General features: G+C 70.5%; 26 protein-coding genes and 1 tRNA gene. 16 read left to right on the forward strand and 11 right to left on the reverse strand.

Translation table 11 applies throughout. The features are described 5' to 3' along the window. Positions 1 to 19: 19 nt before the first annotated feature. Positions 20 to 451: a globin domain-containing protein gene (locus Tbon_RS03140; RefSeq protein WP_192498107.1), complete on the reverse strand. Its 432-nt coding sequence runs from the start codon at positions 449 to 451 to the stop codon at positions 20 to 22. Between the two features lie 85 nt (positions 452 to 536). Between Tbon_RS03140 and Tbon_RS03145 the strand changes: the two genes are divergently transcribed. After that, positions 537 to 613, forward strand: a tRNA-Arg gene (locus Tbon_RS03145). 26 nt (positions 614 to 639) lie between these two features. Here the strand turns inward: Tbon_RS03145 and Tbon_RS03150 are convergent. Next, on the reverse strand, positions 640 to 1,134 hold the full coding sequence (locus tag Tbon_RS03150; RefSeq protein ID WP_158066260.1) for a nitroreductase family protein: 495 nt from the start codon (positions 1,132 to 1,134) through the stop codon (positions 640 to 642). Positions 1,135 to 1,262: 128 nt separating this feature from the next. On the opposite strand from Tbon_RS03150, the gene Tbon_RS03155 reads away from it, so the two are divergent. Continuing rightward, a complete protein-coding gene (locus Tbon_RS03155) occupies positions 1,263 to 2,303 on the forward strand; it encodes a phosphotransferase family protein (protein ID WP_158066261.1) in 1,041 nt (346 codons plus the stop codon). Then, on the forward strand, positions 2,304 to 3,320 hold the full coding sequence (locus tag Tbon_RS03160; RefSeq protein WP_158066262.1) for an LLM class F420-dependent oxidoreductase: 1,017 nt from the start codon (positions 2,304 to 2,306) through the stop codon (positions 3,318 to 3,320). Between the two features lie 27 nt (positions 3,321 to 3,347). Here the strand turns inward: Tbon_RS03160 and ychF are convergent, their stop codons facing one another. From ychF to Tbon_RS03175, 3 genes are read right to left on the reverse strand one after another with little or no spacing between them, the layout of a single operon-like run. Then, positions 3,348 to 4,445 carry a redox-regulated ATPase YchF gene (gene ychF / locus Tbon_RS03165; protein ID WP_158066263.1) on the reverse strand — a complete coding sequence of 366 codons (1,098 nt, stop codon included), beginning with the start codon at positions 4,443 to 4,445 and terminating at the stop codon, positions 3,348 to 3,350. 5 nt (positions 4,446 to 4,450) lie between these two features. Next, a complete protein-coding gene (locus tag Tbon_RS03170; RefSeq protein ID WP_158066264.1) occupies positions 4,451 to 5,059 on the reverse strand; it encodes a mismatch-specific DNA-glycosylase in 609 nt (202 codons plus the stop codon). Continuing rightward, positions 5,056 to 5,601 carry a hypothetical protein gene (locus Tbon_RS03175; protein ID WP_158066265.1) on the reverse strand — a complete coding sequence of 182 codons (546 nt, stop codon included), beginning with the start codon at positions 5,599 to 5,601 and terminating at the stop codon, positions 5,056 to 5,058. Before Tbon_RS03175 ends, Tbon_RS03170 begins: the two co-directional genes overlap by 4 nt. Positions 5,602 to 5,681: 80 nt before the next feature. Between Tbon_RS03175 and Tbon_RS03180 the strand changes: the two genes are divergently transcribed. The 9 genes from Tbon_RS03180 to Tbon_RS03220 all read left to right on the forward strand — a co-directional run bounded on the left by Tbon_RS03180 (position 5,682) and on the right by Tbon_RS03220 (position 14,643). Beyond that, a complete protein-coding gene (locus tag Tbon_RS03180) occupies positions 5,682 to 6,161 on the forward strand; it encodes a pyridoxamine 5'-phosphate oxidase family protein (RefSeq protein WP_192498108.1) in 480 nt (159 codons plus the stop codon). Positions 6,162 to 6,184: 23 nt separating this feature from the next. Continuing rightward, positions 6,185 to 7,528 (forward strand): bifunctional folylpolyglutamate synthase/dihydrofolate synthase, encoded by a 1,344-nt coding sequence (locus Tbon_RS03185; protein WP_158066267.1) that lies wholly within the window; start codon positions 6,185 to 6,187, stop codon positions 7,526 to 7,528. 127 nt (positions 7,529 to 7,655) lie between these two features. Next, positions 7,656 to 9,377, forward strand: coding sequence for an ABC transporter substrate-binding protein (locus Tbon_RS03190; RefSeq protein ID WP_158066268.1), 1,722 nt, complete (start codon positions 7,656 to 7,658; stop codon positions 9,375 to 9,377). A gap of 75 nt (positions 9,378 to 9,452) precedes the next feature. Beyond that, on the forward strand, positions 9,453 to 10,394 hold the full coding sequence (locus tag Tbon_RS03195) for an ABC transporter permease (protein WP_158066269.1): 942 nt from the start codon (positions 9,453 to 9,455) through the stop codon (positions 10,392 to 10,394). Positions 10,395 to 10,402: 8 nt separating this feature from the next. Then, entirely contained in the window at positions 10,403 to 11,413 is a 1,011-nt protein-coding gene (locus Tbon_RS03200; protein ID WP_158066270.1) for an ABC transporter permease, read from the forward strand. Positions 11,414 to 11,455: 42 nt separating this feature from the next. Next, positions 11,456 to 12,280, forward strand: a complete 825-nt coding sequence (locus Tbon_RS03205; protein ID WP_158066271.1) for a methylenetetrahydrofolate reductase — start codon at positions 11,456 to 11,458, stop codon at positions 12,278 to 12,280. Beyond that, entirely contained in the window at positions 12,280 to 13,032 is a 753-nt protein-coding gene (locus Tbon_RS03210; RefSeq protein WP_158066272.1) for an endonuclease/exonuclease/phosphatase family protein, read from the forward strand. The genes Tbon_RS03205 and Tbon_RS03210 overlap by 1 nt, the downstream gene beginning before the upstream one ends. A 33-nt stretch (positions 13,033 to 13,065) precedes the next feature. Beyond that, positions 13,066 to 14,133, forward strand: coding sequence for a response regulator transcription factor (locus tag Tbon_RS03215; RefSeq protein ID WP_158066273.1), 1,068 nt, complete (start codon positions 13,066 to 13,068; stop codon positions 14,131 to 14,133). A 63-nt stretch (positions 14,134 to 14,196) separates the two neighbouring features. Continuing rightward, a complete protein-coding gene (locus tag Tbon_RS03220; protein WP_158066274.1) occupies positions 14,197 to 14,643 on the forward strand; it encodes a hypothetical protein in 447 nt (148 codons plus the stop codon). Here the strand turns inward: Tbon_RS03220 and Tbon_RS03225 are convergent. Both Tbon_RS03225 and Tbon_RS03230 read right to left on the reverse strand, forming a co-directional pair. Continuing rightward, positions 14,624 to 15,037, reverse strand: coding sequence for a MaoC family dehydratase (locus tag Tbon_RS03225; protein ID WP_158066275.1), 414 nt, complete (start codon positions 15,035 to 15,037; stop codon positions 14,624 to 14,626). The genes Tbon_RS03220 and Tbon_RS03225 overlap by 20 nt on opposite strands. Positions 15,038 to 15,081: 44 nt before the next feature. Then, positions 15,082 to 15,921, reverse strand: coding sequence for a hypothetical protein (locus tag Tbon_RS03230; protein ID WP_158066276.1), 840 nt, complete (start codon positions 15,919 to 15,921; stop codon positions 15,082 to 15,084). A 259-nt stretch (positions 15,922 to 16,180) separates the two neighbouring features. On the opposite strand from Tbon_RS03230, the gene Tbon_RS03235 reads away from it, so the two are divergent. Beyond that, a complete protein-coding gene (locus tag Tbon_RS03235) occupies positions 16,181 to 17,392 on the forward strand; it encodes a cytochrome P450 (protein WP_158066277.1) in 1,212 nt (403 codons plus the stop codon). A 12-nt stretch (positions 17,393 to 17,404) separates the two neighbouring features. Here the strand turns inward: Tbon_RS03235 and folK are convergent, their stop codons facing one another. From folK to Tbon_RS03255, 4 genes are all read right to left on the reverse strand, one after another. Continuing rightward, entirely contained in the window at positions 17,405 to 17,884 is a 480-nt protein-coding gene (gene folK, locus Tbon_RS03240) for a 2-amino-4-hydroxy-6-hydroxymethyldihydropteridine diphosphokinase (RefSeq protein ID WP_158066278.1), read from the reverse strand. Then, complete coding sequence (folP, locus tag Tbon_RS03245) at positions 17,881 to 18,768, reverse strand: dihydropteroate synthase (RefSeq protein ID WP_158066279.1); 888 nt, start codon at positions 18,766 to 18,768, stop codon at positions 17,881 to 17,883. The genes folK and folP overlap by 4 nt, the downstream gene beginning before the upstream one ends. Continuing rightward, the gene (locus Tbon_RS03250) at positions 18,765 to 19,187 is read right to left on the reverse strand and encodes a M67 family metallopeptidase (protein WP_158066280.1); all 423 of its coding nucleotides are present in this window, start codon (positions 19,185 to 19,187) and stop codon (positions 18,765 to 18,767) included. Before Tbon_RS03250 ends, folP begins: the two co-directional genes overlap by 4 nt. A gap of 117 nt (positions 19,188 to 19,304) precedes the next feature. After that, positions 19,305 to 20,576, reverse strand: coding sequence for a multicopper oxidase family protein (locus tag Tbon_RS03255; RefSeq protein WP_158066281.1), 1,272 nt, complete (start codon positions 20,574 to 20,576; stop codon positions 19,305 to 19,307). Positions 20,577 to 20,792: 216 nt separating this feature from the next. Here Tbon_RS03255 and Tbon_RS03260 point away from each other — a divergent pair, with 216 nt between their 5' ends. The 3 genes from Tbon_RS03260 to Tbon_RS03270 are packed head-to-tail and all read left to right on the forward strand — an operon-like array spanning position 20,793 to position 23,603. Beyond that, entirely contained in the window at positions 20,793 to 21,629 is an 837-nt protein-coding gene (locus Tbon_RS03260; protein WP_158066282.1) for a universal stress protein, read from the forward strand. A gap of 24 nt (positions 21,630 to 21,653) precedes the next feature. Next, a complete protein-coding gene (locus tag Tbon_RS03265; RefSeq protein ID WP_158066283.1) occupies positions 21,654 to 22,283 on the forward strand; it encodes a MarR family winged helix-turn-helix transcriptional regulator in 630 nt (209 codons plus the stop codon). A 45-nt stretch (positions 22,284 to 22,328) separates the two neighbouring features. Continuing rightward, a complete protein-coding gene (locus Tbon_RS03270; protein ID WP_158066284.1) occupies positions 22,329 to 23,603 on the forward strand; it encodes a CaiB/BaiF CoA transferase family protein in 1,275 nt (424 codons plus the stop codon). Positions 23,604 to 23,606: the final 3 nt, after the last annotated feature.

Consider the following 23,606-nt stretch of genomic DNA (forward strand, 5'->3'; position numbering starts at 1 on the left):
CCGCCGGCAGCGCGGCGCGTCAGTCGAGGTAGACGTCGCCGAGCGGCTCGCGGGGGACGTCGTCGTGGGCGTTGATCATGTGGCGGGCGAGGACGGCGAGGCGCTCGAAGATGGGGTCCTGGAGTTCGCGGGGGACGCCGGCCTCGGTCCAGGCTTCGCGCATGAGGCGGAGCCAGCGGCCGGCGGCGCGCTCGTCGATGACGAAGGGGAAGTGCCGGCGGCGGAGGCGCGGGTGGCCGTAGCGGTCGCTGTACGAGGTGGGGCCGCCGAGCCACTGCTCGAAGAACCAGGCGAGCTTTTGCCTGCCGGGTTCGAGGTCTTCGGGGTAGAGGGGGCGGAGGATGTCGTCGGTCTCGACGCGGCGGTAGAAGGCTTCGACGATGCGCCAGACGGTCGGGGCGCCGCCGAGCTGGTGGTAGGGGGTGGGAGCGGCGGATTCGGCGGGGTTCACGGGATCGATGATAGCCGGGCGGCGGGGCGCGAGGGTGGGCGAGCGGGTAAGATGAGGGTGGCCGGGTGTCCGGCGTGTGCGGTGCGCCCTCGTAGCTCAATCGGATAGAGCAGCTGACTTCGGATCAGCAGGTTGTGGGTTCGAGTCCTGCCGAGGGCGCCAGTTTTCATTTGCGCGAGGCGGGCGGCCTACCAGCGTTCTTCGTGGACGAGCTCTTCGAGGGGCTTGCGCTTGCGGGCGACGGCCGGCGGCGGGCCAGCGCGCTCGGGGTCGAGGTAGCCGAAGCCGATAACGCGATTGATGAAGACCCCGGGCGGGATGCCGAGGAGTTCGCGGACGCGCTCTTCGGGCAGGTGGGCCGGGCAGGAGCCGATGCCGTCGTTCCAGGCGGCGAGCATCATGTTCTGGGCGCAGCGGCCGGCATCGAAGGGGTGTTCGTTGACCTGGGCGATGACGATGACGACCGCTGCATCGGCGAGCCAGCGGGCCATGGGGCTGAGGTCGGCAAGGGCCGGTTTGCCTTCGGGCGAGCGGACGACGATGAAGCGGTTCGGCTCGGCGTTCTTGGAGGAGGGGGTCATGCGGCCGGCCTGGAGGATGCGCCGGAGGGATTCTTCGGGGATGGGCTGCGGGAGGAAGGCGCGCCGGTCGCGCTTGGAGATGGTGCCGCGGTAGAGGTCCATGAGCCGGATTGTACGGGAGGGGGCGGGGCGGATGGTTGACGGCGAAGGCGGGCCCGGCAAGACTCAGCGAGCCCCTCACTGCCGGCGCGGGTGTGCCGGGGGCATTCCGAGGATGCGGAGGGAACGCGATGGCCGAGACGCCCCCGGGCGAACTGGTCGACCTCGCAGCGCTGGAACGGTTCGTGAACGAGCATGTGCCGGGCGAGCCGGGGCCGATCACCGTCGAGAAGCATGTGGCGGGGTTTTCGAACGAGACCTTTTATGTCACCCGGGGCGAGCAGCAGTGGGTGATGCGGCGGCCGCCGCGGGGGCCACTACTGCCGACGGCGCACGACGTCATCCGGGAGTACCGGTACATCGCGGCGCTGTACGGGCGGGCGCGGGTGCCGCGGCCGGTGGCGGTGTGCGAGGACCCATCGGTCGTCGGGGCGCCGTTCTACCTCATGGAGCGGCTGGAGGGGGTGGTGATCCGGTCGGAGGTGCCGGCGGCGTACGACACGCCGGAGGGGCGGCGGAAGGTGGCGGAGGAGCTGGTGGACGCGCTGGTGGAGCTGCATGCGGTGGACTGGCAGGCCGCGGGGCTCACGGGAAAGGGCGAGACGTACCTGCCGCGGCAGGTGGAGCGGTGGGCGAAGCAGTGGGAGCTGACCCGGCCGCGGACGAGGGAGCTGCCCGGGCTGGACGAGGCGACGGCGTGGCTGCGGGCGCGGATCCCGGCCGAGGCCGATGTCTCGGTGGTGCACGGCGACTACAAGCTGGACAACGTGATCTTTGCGGCGGATGAGCCGCGGCTGCTGGGGATCCTCGACTGGGAGATGGCGACGATCGGCGACCCGCTGGCGGACCTCGGCTGGCTCCTTTCGACGTGGGGCGACCAGGGCGACCCGCCGGGGACGCGGCAGCTGAACAACCGGTCGACGCTGACGGAGCTGGAAGGCTTCCCGGGCCGGGAGGAGATGGCTGCGCGGTACGAGGCGAAGAGCGGGCGCTCGATGAAGCACTTCGGCTTCTACAGCGTCCTGGCGGTATACAAGATGGCGATCATCCTCGAGGGGCTGTACATGCACTACCTCGAGCGGACCGCCTCGAACCCGGGAGCTGCTGATTTCGAGTGGTATGTGCCGGTCCTGATCGACCGGATGCATCGACTGATGGGGGAGTCGAACTAGATGGCAAGGAAGCGCCTTTCACTCTCGGTCCCGCTGGACGGGGTGTCGCTCCGGGAGCACCCGGAGGTGTGCCAGGAGGCGGAACGCCTGGGGTACACCGACGCATGGTCGTACGAAGTGGACGCGATCGATGCATTCACGCCGCTGGCGGTCATCGGGCTGCACACGAACCTCCGGCTGGGGACGGCGATTGCGAACGTCTACACGCGGGGGCCGGCGACGCTGGCGGAGACCGCGGCCGGGGTGGCGGAGGTGGCGCCGGGGCGGTTCAACCTGGGCATCGGCTCGGGGTCGCAGCCGATTGTGGAGCTGTGGAACGGCGGGAAGTTCCGGAAGCCGGCGACGCGGGTGCGGGAGATGGCGCTCTTCCTGCGGAAGGCCTTTGCGGGCGAGCGGGTGGTGTTCGAGGGGGAGACGTTCCGGGTCGACGGGTTCCGGATGGCGAAGCCGCCGAGCGAACCGATTCCGATCCACATCGCGGCGCTGCGCGAGGGGATGCTTCGGGTGGCGGGGGAAGTGGGCGATGGTGCGATCATCAACTGGCTTTCGGCGGAGGACGTGAAGAAGAGCGTCGCGGTGGTTCGCGAGGCGGCGAAGGCGGCGGGGCGGAACCCGGACGACGTGGAGATCACGGCGCGGCTGATGGTGTGCATCGACCCGCTGACGCCGGAGGTAGCGATGCTGCAGCGGCGGCACCTGAACGCCTACCTGAACGTGCCGGTGTACAAGGAGTTCCACCGCTGGCTGGGGCGGGAGCCGCTCCTCTCGGCGATGTGGACGGCGTGGGACAGCGGCGACCGGAAGGCCGCGCTGGCGGCGGTGCCGGACGTGGTGGTGCAGGACCTGTTCGTTGCGGGCACGGCCGAGGAGCGGAATGCGCACGTGCAGCGCTACCTGGAGGCCGGGGTCGACACGGCGTTCCTGCAGTTCATTTCGTTCGAGCCGGACCCGGCGGTGCGGCGGGAGCGGGTGCTGCAGGCGATGCGGGAGATGTCGCCGAAGGCGGCGGGGATGTAGCGCAGGCCGGCCGGCTGGGGGGCGGCTTCAGACGTTGAAGAGGATGTGCAGGACGTCGCCGTCCTGGACGACGTACTGCTTGCCTTCGGTGCGGAGGAGGCCGCGTTTTTTCGCCTCGGCCTCGCTGCCGGCGGCGAGGAGGTCTTCGCAGCGGACGACTTCGGCGCGGATGAAACCGCGCTGGAGGTCGCTGTGGATTTTGCCGGCAGCCTCGGGGGCGGTAGCGCCGGCAGGGATGGTCCAGGCGCGGCACTCATCGGGGCCGGCGGTGAGGAAGGAGATAAGGCCGAGGAGGCGGTAGCTGGCGCGGATGGCGCTGGCCATGCCGCTTTCAGTGACGCCGGCGGCGGCGCGGAACTCGGCGGCTTCCTCCTCGGAGAGTTCGTTGAGGTCCATTTCGAACTTGCCCGCCATGACGGCGACATCGCGGCCGGGGCCGGCGTACTTCGCGCGGTAGGCGGCTTCGAGTTCAGCGCGGCGCGGGAGGTCCTCCTCCCCGATGTTGATGAGCAGGAGGAGCGGCTTTGCGGTGAGGAACTGGGTGCCTTCGAGGAGCTGGCGGTCGTCGTCGGAGAGCTCCTGGGCGCGGATGGGGATGTCGTTTTCGAGGCCGGCTTTGAGCCGTTCGAGGAGGGCCTTGAGGCGGAGCGGGCGTTCGCGTTCGCCGGCCTTCATGGAGCGGATTTCCGTTTCGAGGCGCTGGAGGCGGCGCTCGATGATGGCGAGGTCGGCGAAGGCGAGTTCGAGGTCCATGGTTTGGATGTCGCGGTCGGGGTCGACCGAGCCCTCGGGATGGGGGACCGAGTCGTCGCGGAAGGCGCGGACGACATGGATGAAGGCGTCCATGCGGGCGAGGTCGTTGATGAACTTCCCCGCCGGACCCTCGCCTTTGCCGAAGGACTCGCCGGCGGCCGGGAAGTCGACGTACTGGATAGTCGCATAGGTGACCTTCTTCGGCTTATAGAGCCGGGCGAGGGCGTCGACGCGCTCGTCGGGGACGTTGACGACGCCGATGTTGGGCTGGCTGGAGGAGGAGTAGGCGCCGACCTGGGCGGAGCCGCGGGTGACGGCGTTGAAGACGGTGGTCTTGCCGGAGCGGGCGAGGCCGATGATGCCGAGCTGCATGGGTTTTAGGGTGAAGCGGGCGCTTCCAAGGGGGAAGTGGGGCGGGAGGGCGGGTCGAGCGGCGGGAGGGCGTCGCGCAGCCGGTGGAGCCACTCGAGGCGGAGGGCGTGCCAGCGGGAGGCGAGGCCGCTCGAACTCGGGATGACCCAGGGGATGGTGCGGCCGATGCGCTCGGGCTGCTCGCCGTACGGCCGGCGGGCGAGCTCGGCGGCCGAGATGCCAAGGGCGTGGCGGGCGAAGTGCTGGTAGATGCCGCGGCCGCTGAAGCAGGCGATGGCGGGCTGGAACTGGAGGAGTTCGCCATGCAGGCGGAGGGCCCCGGCGCGGACCTCCTCGGCGGTGAGGTGCTCGGCGCGGACGGTCGGGCGGCAGCAGAGGTCGGTGAAGCCGATGCCGGCCTCGTCGGGGAGGAGGCGGTCGTCTTCGGGGCGAACCGGGCGGCCGGCGATGCCGGACTCGGAAAGGTGGACCCAGAAGCGGTTGCCGGGGCGGGCGTAGTAGTGGCCTGCCCGGGCGGAGTAGATGGCCGGGTTGTAGCCGATGAAGACGAGGCGCAGGCCGGGACGGAGGAGATGGGGGAGGGAGCCGGGATAGCTGCAGGGGAGTTCGGTCATTCGAGGGCGAAGCGGACGCGGGGATTGGCGAGGTGGAGCGCCTCGAGGCGGAGCGGTGCGGTTTCGCCGGCGGGGCGTTCGACGACGAAGCGGAGCTCGACGGTGGAGGTTTGGCCCAGCGGAGGAGCGAAGCCGGGCTGGCCATCGGTGGTCGCGGAGGCCGCGGGGATCCAGTTCTCGATGCCGGCGACTTCGAGGGTCCAGTCGGCGAGGGTGGCGTCCCAGGTTTTGTTGTTCGTGATGCGGAGGCGGAGGGCGACATCGGCGCGCTGCATGCCGGGGGAGGGTTCGCCAAGCGGCTCGGAGGCGATGCCGACGGCCTCGACGGCGATGATGCGGCCGTCGCCTTCGAAGAGCTCGCCGGCTGCGACCTTCTTTTCGCCGTAGATGCTCTTGAGGATGGGCGGGAGCGCGTAGAGGCCGACCATCAGGCCGACGAGGACGCCGATGACGGCGCCGGCGGCGATGCAGCCGGTCCGCCCCTGGCGATCGGGAGAGGGGGTTTGGAGGACGACCCGGCGCCCGGGTTGCGAAGGGTTCACTGGAGACAACCGTACGGCGGGCTGGCGGTTCGGTTCAACGACGGTGCGGCGACGGCGGGGCGGCCGTAGAATCGGGGCCCGTGAGTGAGCAGCTGAGCCGCGAGGAGATCCTGGAGCAGGCGTACCGGCTGGGGCTGGACCAGTTGGGCGGGACACTTGCGACCACGCATGCTGAGGACGGGACGCCGTACGTCACGTTCGTGCTGTTTCACCTGCGGCCGAACGGGGAGGTGCTGTTCGGGAGCGGCACGCGGCCGCAGCACACGCGGAACATCCGGGCGACGCCGGAGGTGTCGTTCCTTATCGACAACCGGGAGGTGATCCGCTCGGACTGGACGGCGTTCAACCGGGTGGTCATCGAGGGGCGGGCGGAAGAGGTGGCGCGGGAGTCGAAGGCGTACACGCCGCTGCTGCAGGAGCTGGAGGCGAAGAACAAGATGGCGGCGGTGTTCACGGACCGGGGCATCCTGTTCCGCATCCGGCCGCGGCGGCTGATCTTGATGCGGGGATTCGAGGCGGCGCGCCACATCGTCGACTTTGGGTCCGACGAGGCGGAGTGACGGCCGCGAGCTAGAATCGGGGGATGGAGTACCCGGAGGCGATCGCGTACCTGCTCTCGCTGAGCGACATGGAGCGGGGATACCAGGCGTCGGCGAACCCGACGATGAGCGTGGCGTCGATGCGGTCGCTCCTCTCACGGCTGAACGACCCGCACCTCGGGCGGCCGACAGTGCACATCACCGGCTCGAAAGGAAAGGGCACGACCTCAGCCATGATTGCCGGGGTCCTGCGGGAGGCGGGATATTCGACCGCGCTGTACACGAGCCCGCACCTGCATTCGTTCACCGAGCGGATCGCGATCGGCGGGGAGCCGGTGAGCCCGGAGGAATTCGCGGCGGGACTTTCGGCGATCCAGCCGGCGGTGGAGGCGGAGCGGGAGAGCGTCCACGGGGACGTTTCGACGTTTGGGGTCCTGACGGCGCTGTTCTTCTGGCTGGTGCGGGCGCAGCTGCCCCCCGTGGACTGGCAGGTGGTGGAGGTCGGGCTGGGCGGGACGTTCGACGCAACGAACGTGTTCGAGGCGACGGACGTGGCGGTGATCACGCCGATTTCACTGGAGCACACGCAGATCCTGGGGAGCACGACGGTCGAAATTGCGCGGGATAAGTCGGGGATTATCAAGCGGGGGACGACGGCGGTGGTGGCCAGGCAGCGGGACCCGGCGGTGCTCGATGTCATCCGCCAGCGGTGCGCGGAGGTGGGCGCGGAGCTGGTGGACGCGGGGTCGCTGTACGACGTCGAGGTGACGGAGATCCACCCGTGGGGGCAGCGGCTGGCGGTGCGGCGGCCAGGCGGGGAGATGCTGGAGCTGCGGACGCCGATGCTCGGGCGGCACCAGGCGGAGAATGCGATGACGGCCGTGGCGGTTGCAGACGCGATCCGGGCGCGCGGGTTCGAACTCGACGACCGGGCGATCGCGGAGGGGATTGCACGGGTTCGGGTGCCGGGGCGGCTGGAGGTGATGGGGCAGAAGCCGCTCATTGTGGCCGACGGGGCGCATAACGGCGAGAGCGCAGGCGCGCTGGCCCGGGCGCTGCGCGAGTACTTCACGTGGAAGCGGTGCTTCCTGGTCATCGGGGTGACGCGGGATAAGGACCTGCGGGCGATGGGGTTCGAGCTGGCGCGGCTGGCGGAGCTGATTGTCTGCGTCGGGTTCCGGAACCCGCGGGCGATGGACCCGTATGAGATGATTCAGCAGATCGGCTTCCTCGGGCCCGCGGCGGTGGCAGAGGAGACGGTGGCGGCGGGGCTGGATACGGCGCTGGCACACGCGAACCCGGACGACCTGGTGTGCATCACGGGCTCGCTGTACGTGGTGGCGGAGGCGCGTGAGGCGATCCTGGGGGAGAGTGTCATCCGCGGGTAGGGGCTGCGGCGTACTGAACGGGTGAAGGCCCGTGCCCGGTTGACCGGGGGAGCGCCTATCGGCAGTATAGGCGAGCCCCTGAATTACCAGCGCGGGCCCCAAAAATCTGTACGAGGGGACAAGGTCCATGAGCTCCTACTGGGACAACTACTGGCGCCGGCGGCGTGTGAACCGGCGCAGCGTCATCGCGGGCGGTTCGGCGGCGACGCTCGGGTTGGCGACGATGGCGATCGCCGGCTGCGGCGGCGACGACGATGGGGAGAAGGGCGGGAACGGGGGTGGCACGCAGCTGACCCCGGTGGCGCCGACGCAGGACACATCGGAGAAGCCGGTTGCGGGGGGGACGCTGAAGCTGCTGGGCGGGCCGATCGGGTCGGTCATCGACATCCACCGGACGAACACGCCATGGGAGTCGTCGTTCCTCTGGCACTGGTGCGGGAACTTCCTGATGCGCTTCCAGAAGGTGGCGCCGTTCCTGCCGGAGCCGGACCTGGCGGCGGCGCAGCCAGAGATCGCGGACGGCGGCACGACCCTGATTTTCAAGCTGCGGCCGGAGGCGAAATGGCAGAACAAGCCGCCCGTGAACGGCCGGCAGGTGACGGCCGAGGACGTGAAGGCGTCGTTCGAGCGGATTAAGGCGCTCGGGGCGAAGTCGCCGCGGTCGGGCAACTACGCGGTCGTGGATTCGATCGAGGCGATCGACGCGACGACGGTGCGGTTCAAGCTGAAGGCGCCGAAGGCCGACCTCCTGAACGCGATGGCGGACCAGTACGATCTGGTGATCCCGAAGGAGATCGCGGCCCGCGGGGATGATGCGATCACAAAGCCGGAGGATGTGGTCGGTTCGGGGCCGTACGAGATTGCGGCGTTCGAGGCGGGCCAGCGGATTGCGGTCAAGAAGCGGGCAGACGGCTACTGGAAGCCGAACACGGCCTGGCTGGACGGCGCGGAGGTCGTCAACCAGACGGACAACCAGGCGCTGGTGAACGCGATCCGGGCGAACCAGGCGGACTCGGTGGGTCTGCCGGCGGACCTTGCCCGGCAGTTCGAGAACGACCCGAACTTCTACATCACGCGGGCGCCGAACCCGACACGGGAGTGCCTGCTGATCAACCACACGAAGGAGCGGTACAAGGACCTGCGGGTGCGCCAGGCGCTCTGGCGTGCGGTGGACCGGAAGCAGGTGTACGACAACGTCTACGCGGGCGGCGGGATCGCGGGTGGCGCGATGACGCCGGCTGCCGCGGGGTGGGTGCTCCCGGACGCGGAGCTGGCGAAGCTGCCCGGCTTCGGCAAGCGCGCCGACGAGATCAAGGAGGCGAAGGCGCTGCTGGCCGCGGCCGGCTACCCGGACGGGTTTGAGGAGACGATCATGACGGCGACGGCGTTCAATGCGAACCAGGTGACGGACGTGATCGTCTCGAACCTGCGGGAGGTGGGCATCCGGCTGACGATCGACAACGTCGGGACGGACTTCGCGACGATGCTGCGCCGGCAGGTCGCAGGCGAGTACAACCTCGCGGGGACGCTCTTCCTCTCGGGGCCGTACCCGGATGCGCAGCTGCTGATCTACCACCACAGCGACCCGGCGAAGGGGTCGCGCAATTACGGGAAGTTTGCGGACCCGGAGATCGACAAGCTGCTGGACCAGCAGTCCGCCGAGTTCGACTACGAGAAGCGGAAGCAGATCGTGTTCGAGATCCAGCGGAAGCTGGCGACGGCGCCGGGGCCGGTGTGGATCGGCTCACGCGTGCTGTTCACGGTCTACAACAAGAAGGTGAGGAACGCTGTGGCGACGCCATTCCTTGCCGGGTACGACGACGCCGAGGACGTGTGGATCAAGGCGTAACCGCCGGGGGTACGGTCCGGTAGAGTCCGGGGCCCCGGGGTATGACTCCCCGGGGCCCTCTTTGGGGGATTCGGGATGCAGAAGATCATCGTGCGGCGGCTGGTTCTTTCGATCCCGACGCTGCTGATTGTGTCGTTCCTCATCTTCGGGATTCTGCGGCTGGACCCGGACGCGGCAGTGGCGGCGCGGTTGGGCGAGGGGTACACGCCGGAGGCAGCGGAGCAGCTGAAAGAGGAGCTCGGGCTGAACAACAACATTGCCACGGAGTACGTGAAGTGGCTGGGGAACCTGCTCCGGGGCGACTGGGGCACCTCGATGTACAGCTATCGGCCGGTGCTTTCGGAAGTGATGCCGAAGGTCGGCGTCACGCTCGAGCTGGCGCTCGTAGCGGTGTTTTTCGCCGTGGTGATCGGGGTACCGATCGGGGTGGTTTCTGCGATCCGGCAGGACTCGTGGCTCGACTACCTGCTGCGGGGATTCTCGATTCTCGGGCTCTCGGTGCCGGGCTTCGTGGTTGCGACGTTCGTGCTCGCGTTCCTCGCGATCCAGTTCAGGTGGATCCCGCCGACGCAGTACGCAGCGCCGTGGGAGGACCCGGTGAAGAACTTCCAGCAGTTCGCGCTGGCGGGGCTGATCCTGTCGCTGGCGACAGCGGCATCGGTGATGCGGTACACGCGGACGATGATGCTCGACGTCCTGCGGCAGGACTATATCCGTACGGCGTGGGCGAAGGGGCTGCGCGAGCGGGTGGTGATTACACGGCATGCGCTGAAGAACGTCCTGCTGCCCGTCATCACCGTGATCGGCCTGACGATGGCGACGCTGGTGGGCGGCACGGTGATCTTCGAGACGCTGTTCACGATGAACGGGGTCGGCCGGCTGCTCATCCGGGGGGTGTACGAGCGGGACTACCCGCTGGTGCAGGGGATTACGCTGCTCTTCGCCATTGCGGTGGTGCTGATCAACCTGATTGTCGACATTTCGTATTCGCTGCTCGACCCGCGGGCGCGGGGGTGAGGTGACGCATGGCTGATGCTGCTGCCCAGGTGGTTATTGCGGAGCCGCTGAGCCGGCCTGCTCCCGGGACATTCGGGAGGACGGTCGGCTTTTTCCGCACGCTGATGCGGACGAAGCCGCTCGGGTTCATCTCGCTCATCATCATCCTGCTGCTGGCGGTGCTGGCGGCGTTCCCGGGGGCGTTCGCAACGCACCAGCCTGCCGACACGCGCGCGGGAGTCCGGCTGCAGAAGTACTGCCTCGGACCGCGGGACACGTTCCTGTGCCCGACGGTGGTGGAGAAATCGGCGACATTCGGCGACCGGAACGTACCGGGTAAGCTTTCGAACCCGTTCGGGACCGACCAGCTCGGCCGGGACAACTACAGCCGGATTGTGTACGGGGCGCGGAACGCCTTCTATGTGGGCGTCGGGGCCGTGGTCATTTCGACGGCGCTGGCGCTGCTGATCGGGGTGACCTCGGGGTACTTCGGCGGGCGGTACGATGCGGTGCTGCAGCGGCTGGTCGATGCGGTGATGGCGCTGCCGGTGCTGGTCGTGCTGCTGGCGGCAACGACGATGCTGGGCGGGGCCACGTTCGGGAAGCTGATTGTGCTTTTGGGGCTGCTGGGCGGGTTCTCGGGGTCGCGGGTGATCCGCTCGGCGGTGATTTCGGTGCGGTCGGCGCAGTTCCTGGGGGCGGCGCGGGTGCTGGGGGCGACGGATGCGCGGATCATGGTCCGCCACGTGATCCCGAACATCTTCGGGCCGCTGATGGTGCAGGCGACGATCGGGATTGGGTCGATCATCCTGGCGGAGGCGGCGCTGAGCTTTCTCGGCTTCGGGGTGGTGGACCCGGACCAGCCGACGTGGGGGCAGATGCTGCAGATTTCGCAGCAGATCGCGAGCATCCGGCCGGACCAGCTGGTGTGGCCGGGGCTGTTCATTGCGCTGGCGGTGTTCAGCTTCAACATGCTGGGCGATGCGCTGCGCGACCTGCTGGACCCGCGGCTCCGGGGCGCGCGCGGCAGCTTCGGCTGAGCCGGGCTGGACGCTCCGGGCGGAGGATCGGAACCTCTGGGCATGCGGTTCCTGGAACGGCTGGCGGCGGGCCGGTTCGCCGTGGCGCTGGAGATTACGCCGCCGCAGCGGCACCTGCCGAAGGTGCTCCTGCGGCGGGCGCGGCTGCTCGGCGATGCGGCGGACGCGGTGAACGTCATCCAGCGGCCGGACCGGCAATCGAGCCTCGCGGCATCGCTCGAGCTTCGGGCTGCCGGGATTGACCCGGTGTGGCACCTCGCGGCGCGGGGGATGACGGCGGCCGACGTGACCCGGGCGGCGGAGGCTGCCCGGGCCGGGGGCATCGAGCAGGTGCTGTGCGTGGCGGGCGACCAGGCCCCCGGGGAGGGCGGGGCGTGGGTGACGGTGCGCGAGGCGGTCCGGCTGGTGCGGGCGGCGATGCCGGGCGTGACCGTCGGTGCGACGCTGAACCAGTACGCCCGTGACCCCGAGCGGGCGCGGCGGAACCTGCTGCCGAAGCTGGCGGCGGGCGCGAGCTACGTGCAGACCCAGCCGACCTTCGATGTCGCGGCACTCGAGGCGGAGCTGGCGGCGGTCCGGGCGGAGGCGGACGGCATCGCTGCGGTGGCGATGGCGATGCCGCTGCTGACGGCCGAGGCCGGGGAGCGGATCGCGCAGCGGCTGGGACTGGAGCTGCCGGGCCGGCTGCGGGACATCCTGGCGGCCGGCGACACGCCGGGGGCGTGGGCGTACTTCCGGGAGACGGTTGCGCGGCTGGTCGACTCGCCGGCGGTGCAGGGCGTGGCGATCATGACGTTTGAGATGGACCCGCCGCCGGAGATGGGCGAGCGGATCGTGGCGGCGCTGGAAGCGGCCGGGGCGCGGTGATGGTGGTTCGTCTGCGGGTGGCGACGTGGAACCTTCGGAACATCGCGGACCGGTGGACGGAGCGGAAGCCGCTGCTGCTGGCGGCGTTCCGCGAGCTTGCGCCGGAGCTGTGCGGTCTGCAGGAGGTGGCGTTCGGGACCGAGCGCCAGGACGACGCGCTGGCGGCCGAACTGGGCGGGCACCCGCGGCAGTTTGCCGCGGAGAGCCCGCGGTTTCCCGGGTTCGGGAACGCAATCCTCGCAGCCTGCGGCGAGGTGCTGGTCCACGAGGTCGCGGACCTCGGCTTCGGGCGGACGGCGCAGCGGGTGCTGGTGGCGCTGCCGGGCGGTCTGGCGCTGTGGTTCGGGAACACCCACCTGCACCACCCGCCGGATGCGCGGGCTGAGCGCGAAGCCCAGGCGGAGCGGCTGCTTGCGTGGCTGGGCGCGGCGCCGCAGGCCGATGCGGAGGTTTTCGTCGGCGATTTCAATGCGCCGCCGGGGGAGCCGGCCTACCGGGCGATGGAGGCGGGCGGCTTCCGTTCAGCGTACCGGGAGGTGCACGGGGCGGAGCCGGCGGTGACGTGGCCTTCGGGGATCGTGGCGGAGGGGATGGACATGGACGGGGACCCGGCCTGCCTCGACTACATCTGGCTGCGCGGGCGGGCGGCCGCGACCCGGGCATGGCTCCACGGAACGACGCCGGCGCCCTGGGACCCGACGCTCTACCCGAGCGACCATTTCGCGGTCGCGGCCGAGATCTCGGTGGGCTGAGCCCGCTCCCGGCGCCGGCCGATGATGGTGGAGATGGACTGGTGCCGCTGCTGCGAGCAGGGGAGCGCCGGCTGGGAGCTGGCCTGGCGTCCGCTGCGGCGCTACCGGCGGTGGCTGGCGGCCGGGCCGGACCGGGGGGAGCGGGTGGAGGTGTGCGAGGGGTGTGCCCGGTGGCTGGCGGGCCTCGTGGTGGATGCGCGCGGCGGAGGCGAGAGCCGCCTGTTCGGCCAGCCGGGGGCGAACGGCCGCCACCTGGTCTTCGATGACCAGTGTGCGGCCTGCTGCGAGTCACCGGCAGAGCGGGCGTACGCGGTGCGGTGGGCGAGCGGACCGGCTGTGCGTGGGGAGCTGTTCCTGTGCACCGCCTGTGCGCGGTGGCTGCTGGGGCTGGCCCGCTCGGGGCGGACCGTGCGGGGGATGGGCGAGCGGTACCTCGATGGGGCGTACGGCGCGTGGCCGCACCCGCGGCTGCGGGGGATGCGGACCTGGGCGCGGGTGCGCGACGCCGGGGCGACGGCGGTGCTCGCTGCGGCGACGGAGACGATGGGGCTGGAGCCGTGCGAGGCGCCGGGCGAGGCCGATGCGGTGCTGGTGGAAGCGACCCCCTCGGGGCAGGCGCGGGCACTGGCAGCGTCGCTCGGGCCGGCGGTGCGGAGGATGGTGGTGCTGGCGGCACACGGCTGCCGCGCGGACGTCGCGGGGGCGCTGGAGCTTGGCGCGGCGGGCTGGGTGACGGTCCCGGCAACGCCGCAGCAGCTGACCGCGGCGCTGGCGCGGCTGGCGCGGGGCCAGGCGGGCGGCGCGTGGGACCCTGCCACCCTCCTCCCGGCGGCAGACCCGACAGGGGGCGACCGGCCGTGGCTGTGGATGCCGGTGCCGGGCGGCGACGGGTGGGAGCTGGCGTGGCTGGTCCGGCGGTTCTGCCGGGGCTACGACACAGTGGGGGCGGCGGAGGGTGGCATCGCGGTCGTGCCCGTGGTGCCGCCGGCGTGTATCGGGCGGGTGCGTGAACGGCTGCAGGAGGCGGTCGGCGGCGCGGCGGCCATCGAGGTGCGCCGCAGCGGGGAGCCGCCGGCGCGGCGGTTCGAGGCTGCGGGATAGCGCTGCGGCGCATGCGGGAATCTCCTGAGCGCAGGGCCGGACGGTTTATGGCATGCTGCGCGCATGTACACGATCCGGGTGACGCCGGAGGGCCGGCTGCACGCTGAGGCGAGCGGGCGGCTCTCGACGGCGGAGGCGCTGCGCCTGGCCTCGCAGGGGTTCGCGCTGGCGGATGCCGGGGCGATTACGGACCTGCTCGTCGATGTGCGGGGCGTGGAGCGGGGCCCGGGGCAGTGGCTCGTGCTGGGAGCCGTGGTTGCCAGCCGGATGGACGGCCCGATGCGGCTGGCGGTGGTGGCGGGCCCGGCGCAGGAGCCGGTGGTGCGGCGGATCCTGCGGTACGCAGGACTGCGCAACCGGGCGGCGGTGGTGATGACCGAGGAGGAGGCGCACCGGTGGTTCGCGGGCCGGTTCCGGGAGCGCGGGCGGGAGGGGGCTGTGCGGCCGGCGGCGGCGCAGGCAGCGCCGGGAGCGGCCGAGGCAGAGGAGTTCAGGCCGAGGGCGGGATAACGACGGCTTCGCCCTCGACGACCGTCTTGCCGTCCTGGTTGGTGACGGTTGTCTTGAACTTTACCCAGCGGCGCTGTTCGAGCTTTTCGATGGCTTCGACGCGGGCCGTGAGGGTATCGCCGAAGAAGACGGGCGCCCGGAAGTTGAGGGTCTGGCTGACGTAGATGGAGCCCGGGCCCGGGAGCTGCATGGCGAGGACGGTCGAGATGAAGGAGCCGGTGAGCATGCCGTGTGCGATGCGCTGCCTGAACATGCCGCGGGCGGCGCTGACGGCGTCGACGTGCGCCGGGTTGAGGTCGCCGGTAATGCCTGCGAAGAGGTAGACGTCGGATTCGGAGATCGTTTTCGAGAAGGACGCGGAATCGCCGATGGAGATGTCGTCGTAGGTAGCCATGGTGGGAAGGATGGGGCCGCCGCCGGTTGCGGGAAAGCGGCGGCTCAGGGGGTGGGGAGGAAGAGCTGGTACTTGCCGGCGACGGGGGTGCCGGCGGCGAGGGGCGCATCGATGACGAGGGTTATGGGGCCGACGGACTCGCCGACGGTGTTGCGGACGGCGGCGACGATGGTGACATTCCGGCCCTGTCCTGAGGCGATCACGAGTTCGGAGCGGGCGCCGAGGGTGGCGACAGCCCCGAAGGACTGGCCGGCGGCGGCAAGGGTCGCGGTGCGGAGGTTGAGCTGGCCGAAGAGTTTGGAACCGTTGGCGACCCAGAGGTCGACGAGGACGACGTGGGTCATGCCGGCGGTCTCCTGCTTGCGGATGGCGCTGGCGAGCTGGAGCGATTCACTGCCGCCGGCAGCGACGAGGATGCAGGAGAAGTACTCGATCGGGTAGACGGCGGCGCGGGTTGCCCTGACAGAGATGCCGCTGATGGCCTGTTCGACCGAGAGGGCGACGGCGGTTTCGCGGAGGGTGCCGCACTGGGTGGGCTGCTGGAGCAGCGAGGGGTCGATTGTGGGGGTGGCTGAGGGGGTAGAGCGCGCGCCAGCGACGGCTTCTTCTGGCGAGGCCGGGGGCGACGGCGACGGGGAGGGCTCTTCGCGGGTGGGCGAGGCTGGTGTACGGGTTGCTGCGGCCCGCGGGGTCGGGCTGGCCGCGATGGACTCGACCCGGACGCTGCCGGTGGCGTTCGAATGCTGCGGGGAGGGCTGCACGGCGACGGCGAGGAGGAGGGCAGCGATGACGACCGCCGCAGGCAGAAGGTAGGCCGGGCGCAGGAAGCGGCCGAGGGCGGCGTTGGGTTCGAGGGTGCCGGGCGGGCGACTCCGCGTTTCCACCGATGTCACGGTAGGCGGTTCCTCGCGGCGGGGGGATACGGGAATCCCTGATTCGGGCGGCGGCGTACATGGATTTGGAGGGAACGTCACTCCAGGGGTGGCGGCGGGACGGGCTCGCGCGGGCCTCGGCGCGGGCCGTGGACCGCCTGCCGGCCGGGCGGGCGGCTTCGGGGAAGCGACTCGGGCCGCCCGCCGCGGGCCGTACTGGTCCACTGTTCATGCTTGATCAATTATTGCGGCTGACTACACTGGCCGGGTGGTGTTCTTCCGACCGGACCGGCCGGGCTATGGCGAGAACCCGTACCCGGAGCTCGAGCGGCTGCGGCGAACGGAGCCGGTGCACTGGAGCGCGAATCTCGGGGCGTGGGTGCTGACGCGGTACGCGGAGTGCGAGCAGGTGCTCCTCGATGCGGAGACGTTTTCGGCGGACCCGGCCGACGGGGCGGGGCAGGCCGGCGAGCGGGTGGCGGCGCACCGGGCGGCGATGCCGCTCGGAGATGCGCCGATCCTCGGGCATACCGACGGCCCAGACCATGCCCGGCTTCGCGCTGTGGTGAACCGGGCGTTCGGGGCGCGGGCGATCGCGGCGCGGGAGCACGGAATCCGCGAGCTCGTGGGGGAGCTCCTGGAGCGGGCGGAGCGAGGCAGGCCGTTCGAGCTGATGGACGGGCTGGCGCGCCCGCTGGCGACGATGACTGTGCTCCAGCATTTCGGGCTGCCGCCCGCGCGCCGGGAGGGGTTTCACGCGGCGGCGCTGGCGGTGATGCGGGCGCGGGTGGATGGGCTGTCAGACCCGGCGGCCCCCCGCGCGGCGGAGGCTGCGGCTGGATACATCCTGGAAACGCTGGACGAGGCGGCACCGCCCGGGGCGGGCGGCGGTTCGACCCTTGCGGGCGAGCTGGCGCGGGCGCTGGATGCGGGGGAGCTCTCGGCGGCGGAGGCGGTGATGCTGCTGGTGCACATTGGGTTGGCCGGGAACGGGCCGACCGCGATGGCGCTCGGGCACGCGGTCGCGGCGCTGGCGATGCACCCGGATGTCGCGGCGGCGCTGGCCGCCGGCAGCCTTGGCGCGGCAGCTGTAATCGAGGAGACGCTCCGGTGGGACAGCCCGACACACTCGGTGCCGCGGTTCGCGCGGAGGGACGCGGTGGTGGGCGGCCGGCGTGTCCGCGCCGGGCAGCGGCTGCTGGTGATGATCGGTGCAGCGAACCGGGACCCCGAGCGGTTCGCGGACCCGGACCGGTTCGACCCGCGGCGGACGGGGCCGCGGCACCTGAGCTTCGGCGTCGGGATGCACTACTGCCTGGGTGCGCCGCTGGCGCGCGCGGAGCTGGCGATTGCGCTCGAGGAGCTGGTCCGGCGGTTCGGCGTGCCGCGGGTGGTCGAGGCTGCACGGGGCGGGACGCTGGAGGTGCGCGGGTTCGAACGGCTGGTCATCGCGCCGTGGGAGCCGGGCGAGCTCGAGGGCTGAGCCCCGGGTTCGTTAGAGGGCACAGAGGCGGCGCGCTCCCTGGAGCCCGGTCCGCTCGAGCAGGTCGAGCGCGGAGGCGCCAAGGACGGGCAGCGGGCCTTCGAGGATTTCGGCAAGGGGCGCGAGGACGAAGGCGCGCTCGGCGATGCGGGGATGGGGGATGGTGAGTTCGGGGGCCTCGAGCCGGAGTTCGCCGTAGAAGAGGATGTCGAGGTCGATGGGGCGCGGGCCCCATCGGCGGGCAGGGCGGCGGCCGAGCGCGTGTTCGATCGCCTTCAGTTCGGCGAGGAGAGCGGCGGGCGGGAGGTCGGTCTCGGCGAGGACGGCGGCGTTGAGGAAGGGGGGCTGGTCGGCAGGGACCGGAGGCGTTTCCCAGGCGAAGGAGCGGCGGACCACGGCGATGCCGGCGGCTTCGAGGGCGGCGATGGCGGCGCGGAGGTTACCGAGGCGGTCGCCGAGGTTGGACCCGAGGGCGATGGCGACGCGGGTCATAGGGCGGGCGGCTGGCGCCAGCCGGCGCGGGCGATGGCGTCGGTCATGCGGGCGACGCGTACCATGGCGGCGACGTCGTGGACGCGGACGATATCGGCGCCGGCGGCGATGCTGAAGGCGACGGTGGCGGCGGTGCCTTCGAGCCGCTGGTCGACGGGCGCATCGAGGACGAGGCCGATGGTGGACTTGCGGGAGGTGCCGACGAGGAGGGGGAGGTCGAAGCGCCAGAGTTCGGGCAGGCGGCGGAGCATTTCGAGGTTCTGCTCGGGGGTCCAGCCGAAGCCGAAGCCGGGGTCGAGGATGATGCGCTCCGGGGGGATGCCCGCGCCGGATGCGATGGCCAGGGTGGCCTCGAAGCCGGCGGCGATGTCGCCGACGACGTCGTGGAAGGTGCGCCCGCGCTGATTATGCATGGCGATGACGGGGCAGCCGGCGCGGGCGGCAACGGCGGCCATGTCGGGGTCGCGGCGGAGGCCCCAGATGTCGTTGACGGCGTCGGCGCCGGCCTCGAGGGCGGCTTCGGCGACGGAGGCGTGGTAGGTATCGACGGAGATAGGGAGCCCGGTGGCGGCGCGCACGGCGCGGAGGCAGGGGAGGAGGCGGCGGAGCTCTTCGGCGGGGTCGAGTTCCTGCGCGCCGGGGCGGGAGGATTCGGCGCCGATATCGAGGATGTCGGCGCCCTCGGCCTCGAAGCGGCAGGCGAGCGCGGCGGCAGCCCCGGGGTCGGCATTGACGCCATCGCCGCTGAAGGAGTCGGGGGTGACGTTGATGATACCCATGACGTACGTGCGGGCGCCCCAGCGGAATTCGCGGCCGCGGATGACGGTGGAGGGTGCGCGGTAGGCGCGTGCGAGGGGCCAGGAGACGGGCCGGGTGCTGGTCATCCGGGGAGGATTTCGAACTCCTGCTCGACCGGCTGGCCGTCCTGGATATACCAGGCGCGGACCTCCGGGTTGGCGCGGTCGGCGACGCCGATGACGAAGTGGACGAAGGGCGGGCCGAAGAAGGGGCCCATCATGCGGATGTCGGTGGGGCTGGGGATGGGGGGCGAACCGGTGTGGGAGTGGTAGAAGCCGGCGAGCTCTGCGCCGGCGGCATCGATCGCTTCTTCGTGGCGGCGGGTTTCGAGAGGGTCGATGGAGAAGCGGTAGGGGCTGTTTTCGGCGTTGCGGGCGCGGCGGATTTCGGTCACGACGCCGTCGCGGGCGGCGATGAGGCCGCAGGCTTCGATGGGGGCATCTTCGAGGGCGTGAGCGATCATCTGGTCGAGCTGCGCCCTGGTGAGGCGGATGGCGATGGCCACGGCGACTCCAGGAGGTGGTGGGTGTGACCCTATTGTAGGGGCGGGGTGCCGGAGAAGCGCGGAAGGGGCGCCGGGGGCGCCCCTTCCGCCGGGGAGGGAGGACGGCCAGGGAGCGGGTCAGGCGTTCTGTTCACACCAGAGGGTGAAGACGCCCTTTTCGGTATCGGGGATGTTCTGCCGGTTCGTGGAGAGGCTGACGCGAAGGTCGGGCGAGGGTTCGGTAACCGGCAGGGCGACGGTCTTGAGGATATCGGCGACTTTGAAGTTCTCGTCTTCGACGACGAGGACCGTGACGAGGCCGAAGAAGCCGGCGGCGCTTTCAGCGTGGCTGAGGACGTGGCAGTGGAAGGCCCAGAGGCCAGGTTCGAAGCAGTCGATGATGGTGTCGTAGCGGTTGCCGGGCGGCACGTCGATGGTGTCGCACTTATACGGGTTGGGGAGCTTGTAGCCGTCGATGGCGAAGACTTCCATGGCGAGGCCATGGAGGTGCATCGGGTGATACATCATGCCCTCGTTCATCCAGCGGACGAGGATCCGTTCGCCTTTCTTTGCGACGAGGGCATCGGTCGCCGGGAAGCTCTTGCCGTTGAGGGTGTAGCCGAGGAGGGAGTCGTTAAGGATGAGGATGTATTCGCGGTCGTACTTCGGGTAGTCGTTGGGGTCGGCGGGGTCGACGATGAAGGCGCCGAGGAGGCCGCGGTTGACCTGGTCGGCGGAGTCGTGGTGGGAGTGGTACATGTGGGAGCCGGCGTTCTTGAGCGTGAATTCGTAGGTGAATGTTTGGCCGGGCTCGATCGGGTCCTGGGTGACGAAGGGGACGCCATCCATGGTGTAGGGCACGTGGATGCCGTGCCAGTGGACGGCGGTGCTTTCGGTGAGGTTGTTCTTGACGTTGATGCGGACGCGGTCGCCGACTCTGCCGCGGAGGATCGGGCCGGGGATCATGCCGTTGTAGCCGCGGGCTTTTTCGACCTGGCCGGGAGCGACCTCCCAATCGACCTCGTCGACGGTGATGTCCCAGACCTTGACGCCGTTTTCGATGCGGGGCTCGAGCGGGATGTTGCCGCGACCCCTGGTAATGGGGCTCTTCTGGTTGCGGAGGAAGTCGACGACGCCCTGCTTGTGGTCGGCGTCGATTTTGCGCCATTTCTCCTGGGCTGCAGGCGCGCCGCCGGAGGCCGGGGTGGGGCCTGGTTTGACGTTGCCGGGCTGGACGCCGGTCGGCTCGGCCTTCTGGCCGGTCGGGTCTTCGTAGCAGGCGCTGGCGATGGCGCCGGCTGCGACCGGCAGGGCAGCGCCAACAATGCCGGCCTTGCGGAGGAAGCGGCGCCGGTCGAGGCGGGTAGACACCTGGGTGAGTTCGGTGTCGCTGGCGAGGGGTTCCGACATGGGACTGTGGCCTCCTTGCGACGTATCGCGGGAGTATGGTCGACCCGCGGGCGCGAAATGGAGACGGCCGGAGGGCCTGAAACGGCGGGCCGGTCGTTCGTTCGTGAAGGTTTTCGCAAGGGGGCGTTCGGCGGAGAACACGGGACCGAGTGGACCCTCGCGCAGTCCGGCGCGATCGTTCATGCTTGGGCAACCAGCGTAGAGGTGGACTGAACCATGGCAGAGAACGGACCGATTCTGATCCCGCTCGACGGTTCGAGCCTTGCGGAGTATGCGCTCGTCGACGCCGCGTGGCTGAAGCAGGTCACAGGGCTGCCGGTGCGGCTCATCCACGTGATGGAGCACGACGGGACGCCCGAGGAGCGGCAGCATGCGGCGGAGAAGTTCCGGGAGTACGCGACGGCGCAGGCTGAGAAGCACGGCCTGGGCGAGGTGACGTGCGACGTGGTCGTAGGGCCGCCTGCGAAGGAGATTCTGCAGGCGGCGGAGACGGCCTCGTACGTGGTCATTGCGACGCACGGGCGGGGCGGCTTCAAGGCGATGGTCCTCGGGAGCGTGGCGGACAAGGTGATCCGGGGTTCGAAGGTGCCGGTGCTGGCGGAGCCGGGGACGGAGGCGCCAGAGCCGCCCGGGAACGGCCGGCCGATCCTCGTGGCGCTCGACGGTTCCGAGGACGCGGAGAAGGGGCTGGCCCTCGCGCGGGAGCTGGCGGCGAAGGCGGAGCTGCCGCTGGTGCTCCTGCGGGCGTACAGCGTGCCGCCGCCCGCGGGGATCGAGTTCTCGTACTACCCGGCGGATCTTTCGGCGACGCTGGAAGCGGCGGCACGGGAGTACCTCCAGGCCACGGCGAAGCCGGGCGAGCGGACCGTGCTGGTGCAGGGCGACGCCGCGACGGCGATCCTGGAGGTTGCAGAGCAGGAGAAGGCGAGCCTGATTGTGATGACATCGACGGGCAAAGGCCTGCTGAAGCGGCTCGCGCTGGGGAGCACGACCGACCGGGTGGTGCACCGTACGCACCGGCCCGTGCTGGTGGTGCCCACGCATCACGACTGAGCGGCGGCGAGCCGACGCACGGCGATGGGCGGAGCGGACGGCGGCCCGGACCGGACGAAGCGGGAGTTTCCGCGGTCGCGGCTGGAGGAGCGGGCCGCGGCGTGGGTCGCCGAGGGCGGGCTCGAGGCGGAGACGTTTTTCGCGGCCTACGACCTGAACTCGGCGGGGCAGCTGCTGCTGAGCGCGCTGAACCAGGCGATGCAGAAGGCGCTGGGGCTGACGTACGAGGCGTGGCGCATCCTGTGGCTGCTGGAGCTGGTGCCGACGAGCGAGCCGCGGCGGCTCGCGCACACGCTCTGGCTGAGCCGGCCGGCGGTGACGGCTTCGCTGAACCGGCTGGAGGAGCTGGGGTACATCACCCGGCAGCGGGCGGCGAACGACCGGCGGCTGGTGGTGGTGGAGGCGACGGCCGCCGGCAGGGAGGCGGCGGAGCGCGGGCGGACGGCCTATGTCGAGCTGGTGCGCCAGTTCTTTGAGGGGTTCAGCGAGGAGGAACGGGCGGAGCTGTCGCGGCTGGCGCGGGCATTCTGGCGGCTGAACTACGAGGCGGCGCGCCGGGCGGGCATGGAGCCGAAGGTGCGGCCGGCGGTGGTTGCGCTGCCGCAGGACAAGCGCACGGAGGGGACGGACGGGGGCGAGCAGGCGGGGGGCTAGCCTACGTTCACGCGAACGTTAGAATAGGCGGCCGGAGGGACAGAGATGGCAACCGGACCGCTGCAGGGCGTCAAGGTACTCGAGTTTTCGCAGATCATCGCGGGGCCGTTTTGCGGCATGCACCTGGCCGACATGGGGGCGCAGGTCACGAAGTTCGAGCCGCTGGAAGGCGAGCCGTGGCGGGTGTTCGTGGAGCTGGTGCCGAAGGAGTCGCGGACGTTCGCGAGCCTGAACCGCGGGAAGCGGGGCGTGGCGATGGACATGACGCGGCCGGAGGCGCAGGAAGTGATCCACCGGCTGGTGCGCGACGCGGATGTGGTGGTGATCAACTACCGCCCGGGCGTGGCCGAGCAGCTGCGGATCGACTACGAGACGCTCAGGGCGATCAATCCGCGGCTGATCTACTGCGAGAACACGGCGTACGGGCGGTACGGGCCGCTGGCGCACCGGGGCGGCTACGACCTCGTGGTGCAGGCGATGACGGGCCTGATGGCGGGCGAAGCGAAGATGCAGGGCGACGTGCCGACCTACATCTACCCGGCGGTTGCGGACTACGCGACGGGCATTCAGATGGCGAACGCCATCTGCGCGGCGCTCTTCTACCGCGAGCGGACCGGGAAGGGGCAGCGCATCGACTGCACGCTGATGGGGACGGCGATTGCGATGCAGACGAGCCAGTTCACGTGGATTCGGGCGTTCGACGAGGAGGTTATCCCGCCGATGCTTGCGGAGCTGCAGCAGGCGCGGGCGGAGATGAAGAGCTTCGCGGAGCAGGTGGCGGTCCACAACAAGTACCGGCCGGCGGCCGCGGGGAACATCTACTACCGGGTGTACCAGACGAAGGACGGGTTCATCGCGGTCGGCGCGCTCAGCCACTCGCTGCGGCTGAAGGTGCTGGCCGCGACGGGGCTCAGGGACCCGCGGTTCCGGGAGGACGGGAGTTTCGAGATGAATCCGCCGGGATGGGAGGTCGAGGGGCCGAAGCTGGTGCAGGAGGCGGAGGCGCTGTTCCGGACGAAGACGACCGAGGAGTGGGCGGAGACCATGGAGCGGCACGGGGTGCCGGCCGGGCCGCTGTACTTTATCGAGGAGCTGTTCGACCACCCGCAGACGCTGGCGAACGGTCTGCAGGTGGAGCTGGACCATCCCCTGCTGGGGCCGTACAAGATGGTGGGCCCGCCGTTCCAGATGTCGGAGGCGCGGCTGGCGGCGCAGGGGCCGAGCCCGATGCTGGGGGAGCACACGGACGAGGTGCTGGCTGAGGCCGGCCTGGGCGCAGAGGAGATTGCGGCGCTCCGTGCGGCGGGGGTAGTGCGGTAGCGG

This window comes from Tepidiforma bonchosmolovskayae (assembly GCF_008838325.1).
GTDB lineage: Bacteria > Chloroflexota > Dehalococcoidia > Tepidiformales > Tepidiformaceae > Tepidiforma > Tepidiforma bonchosmolovskayae.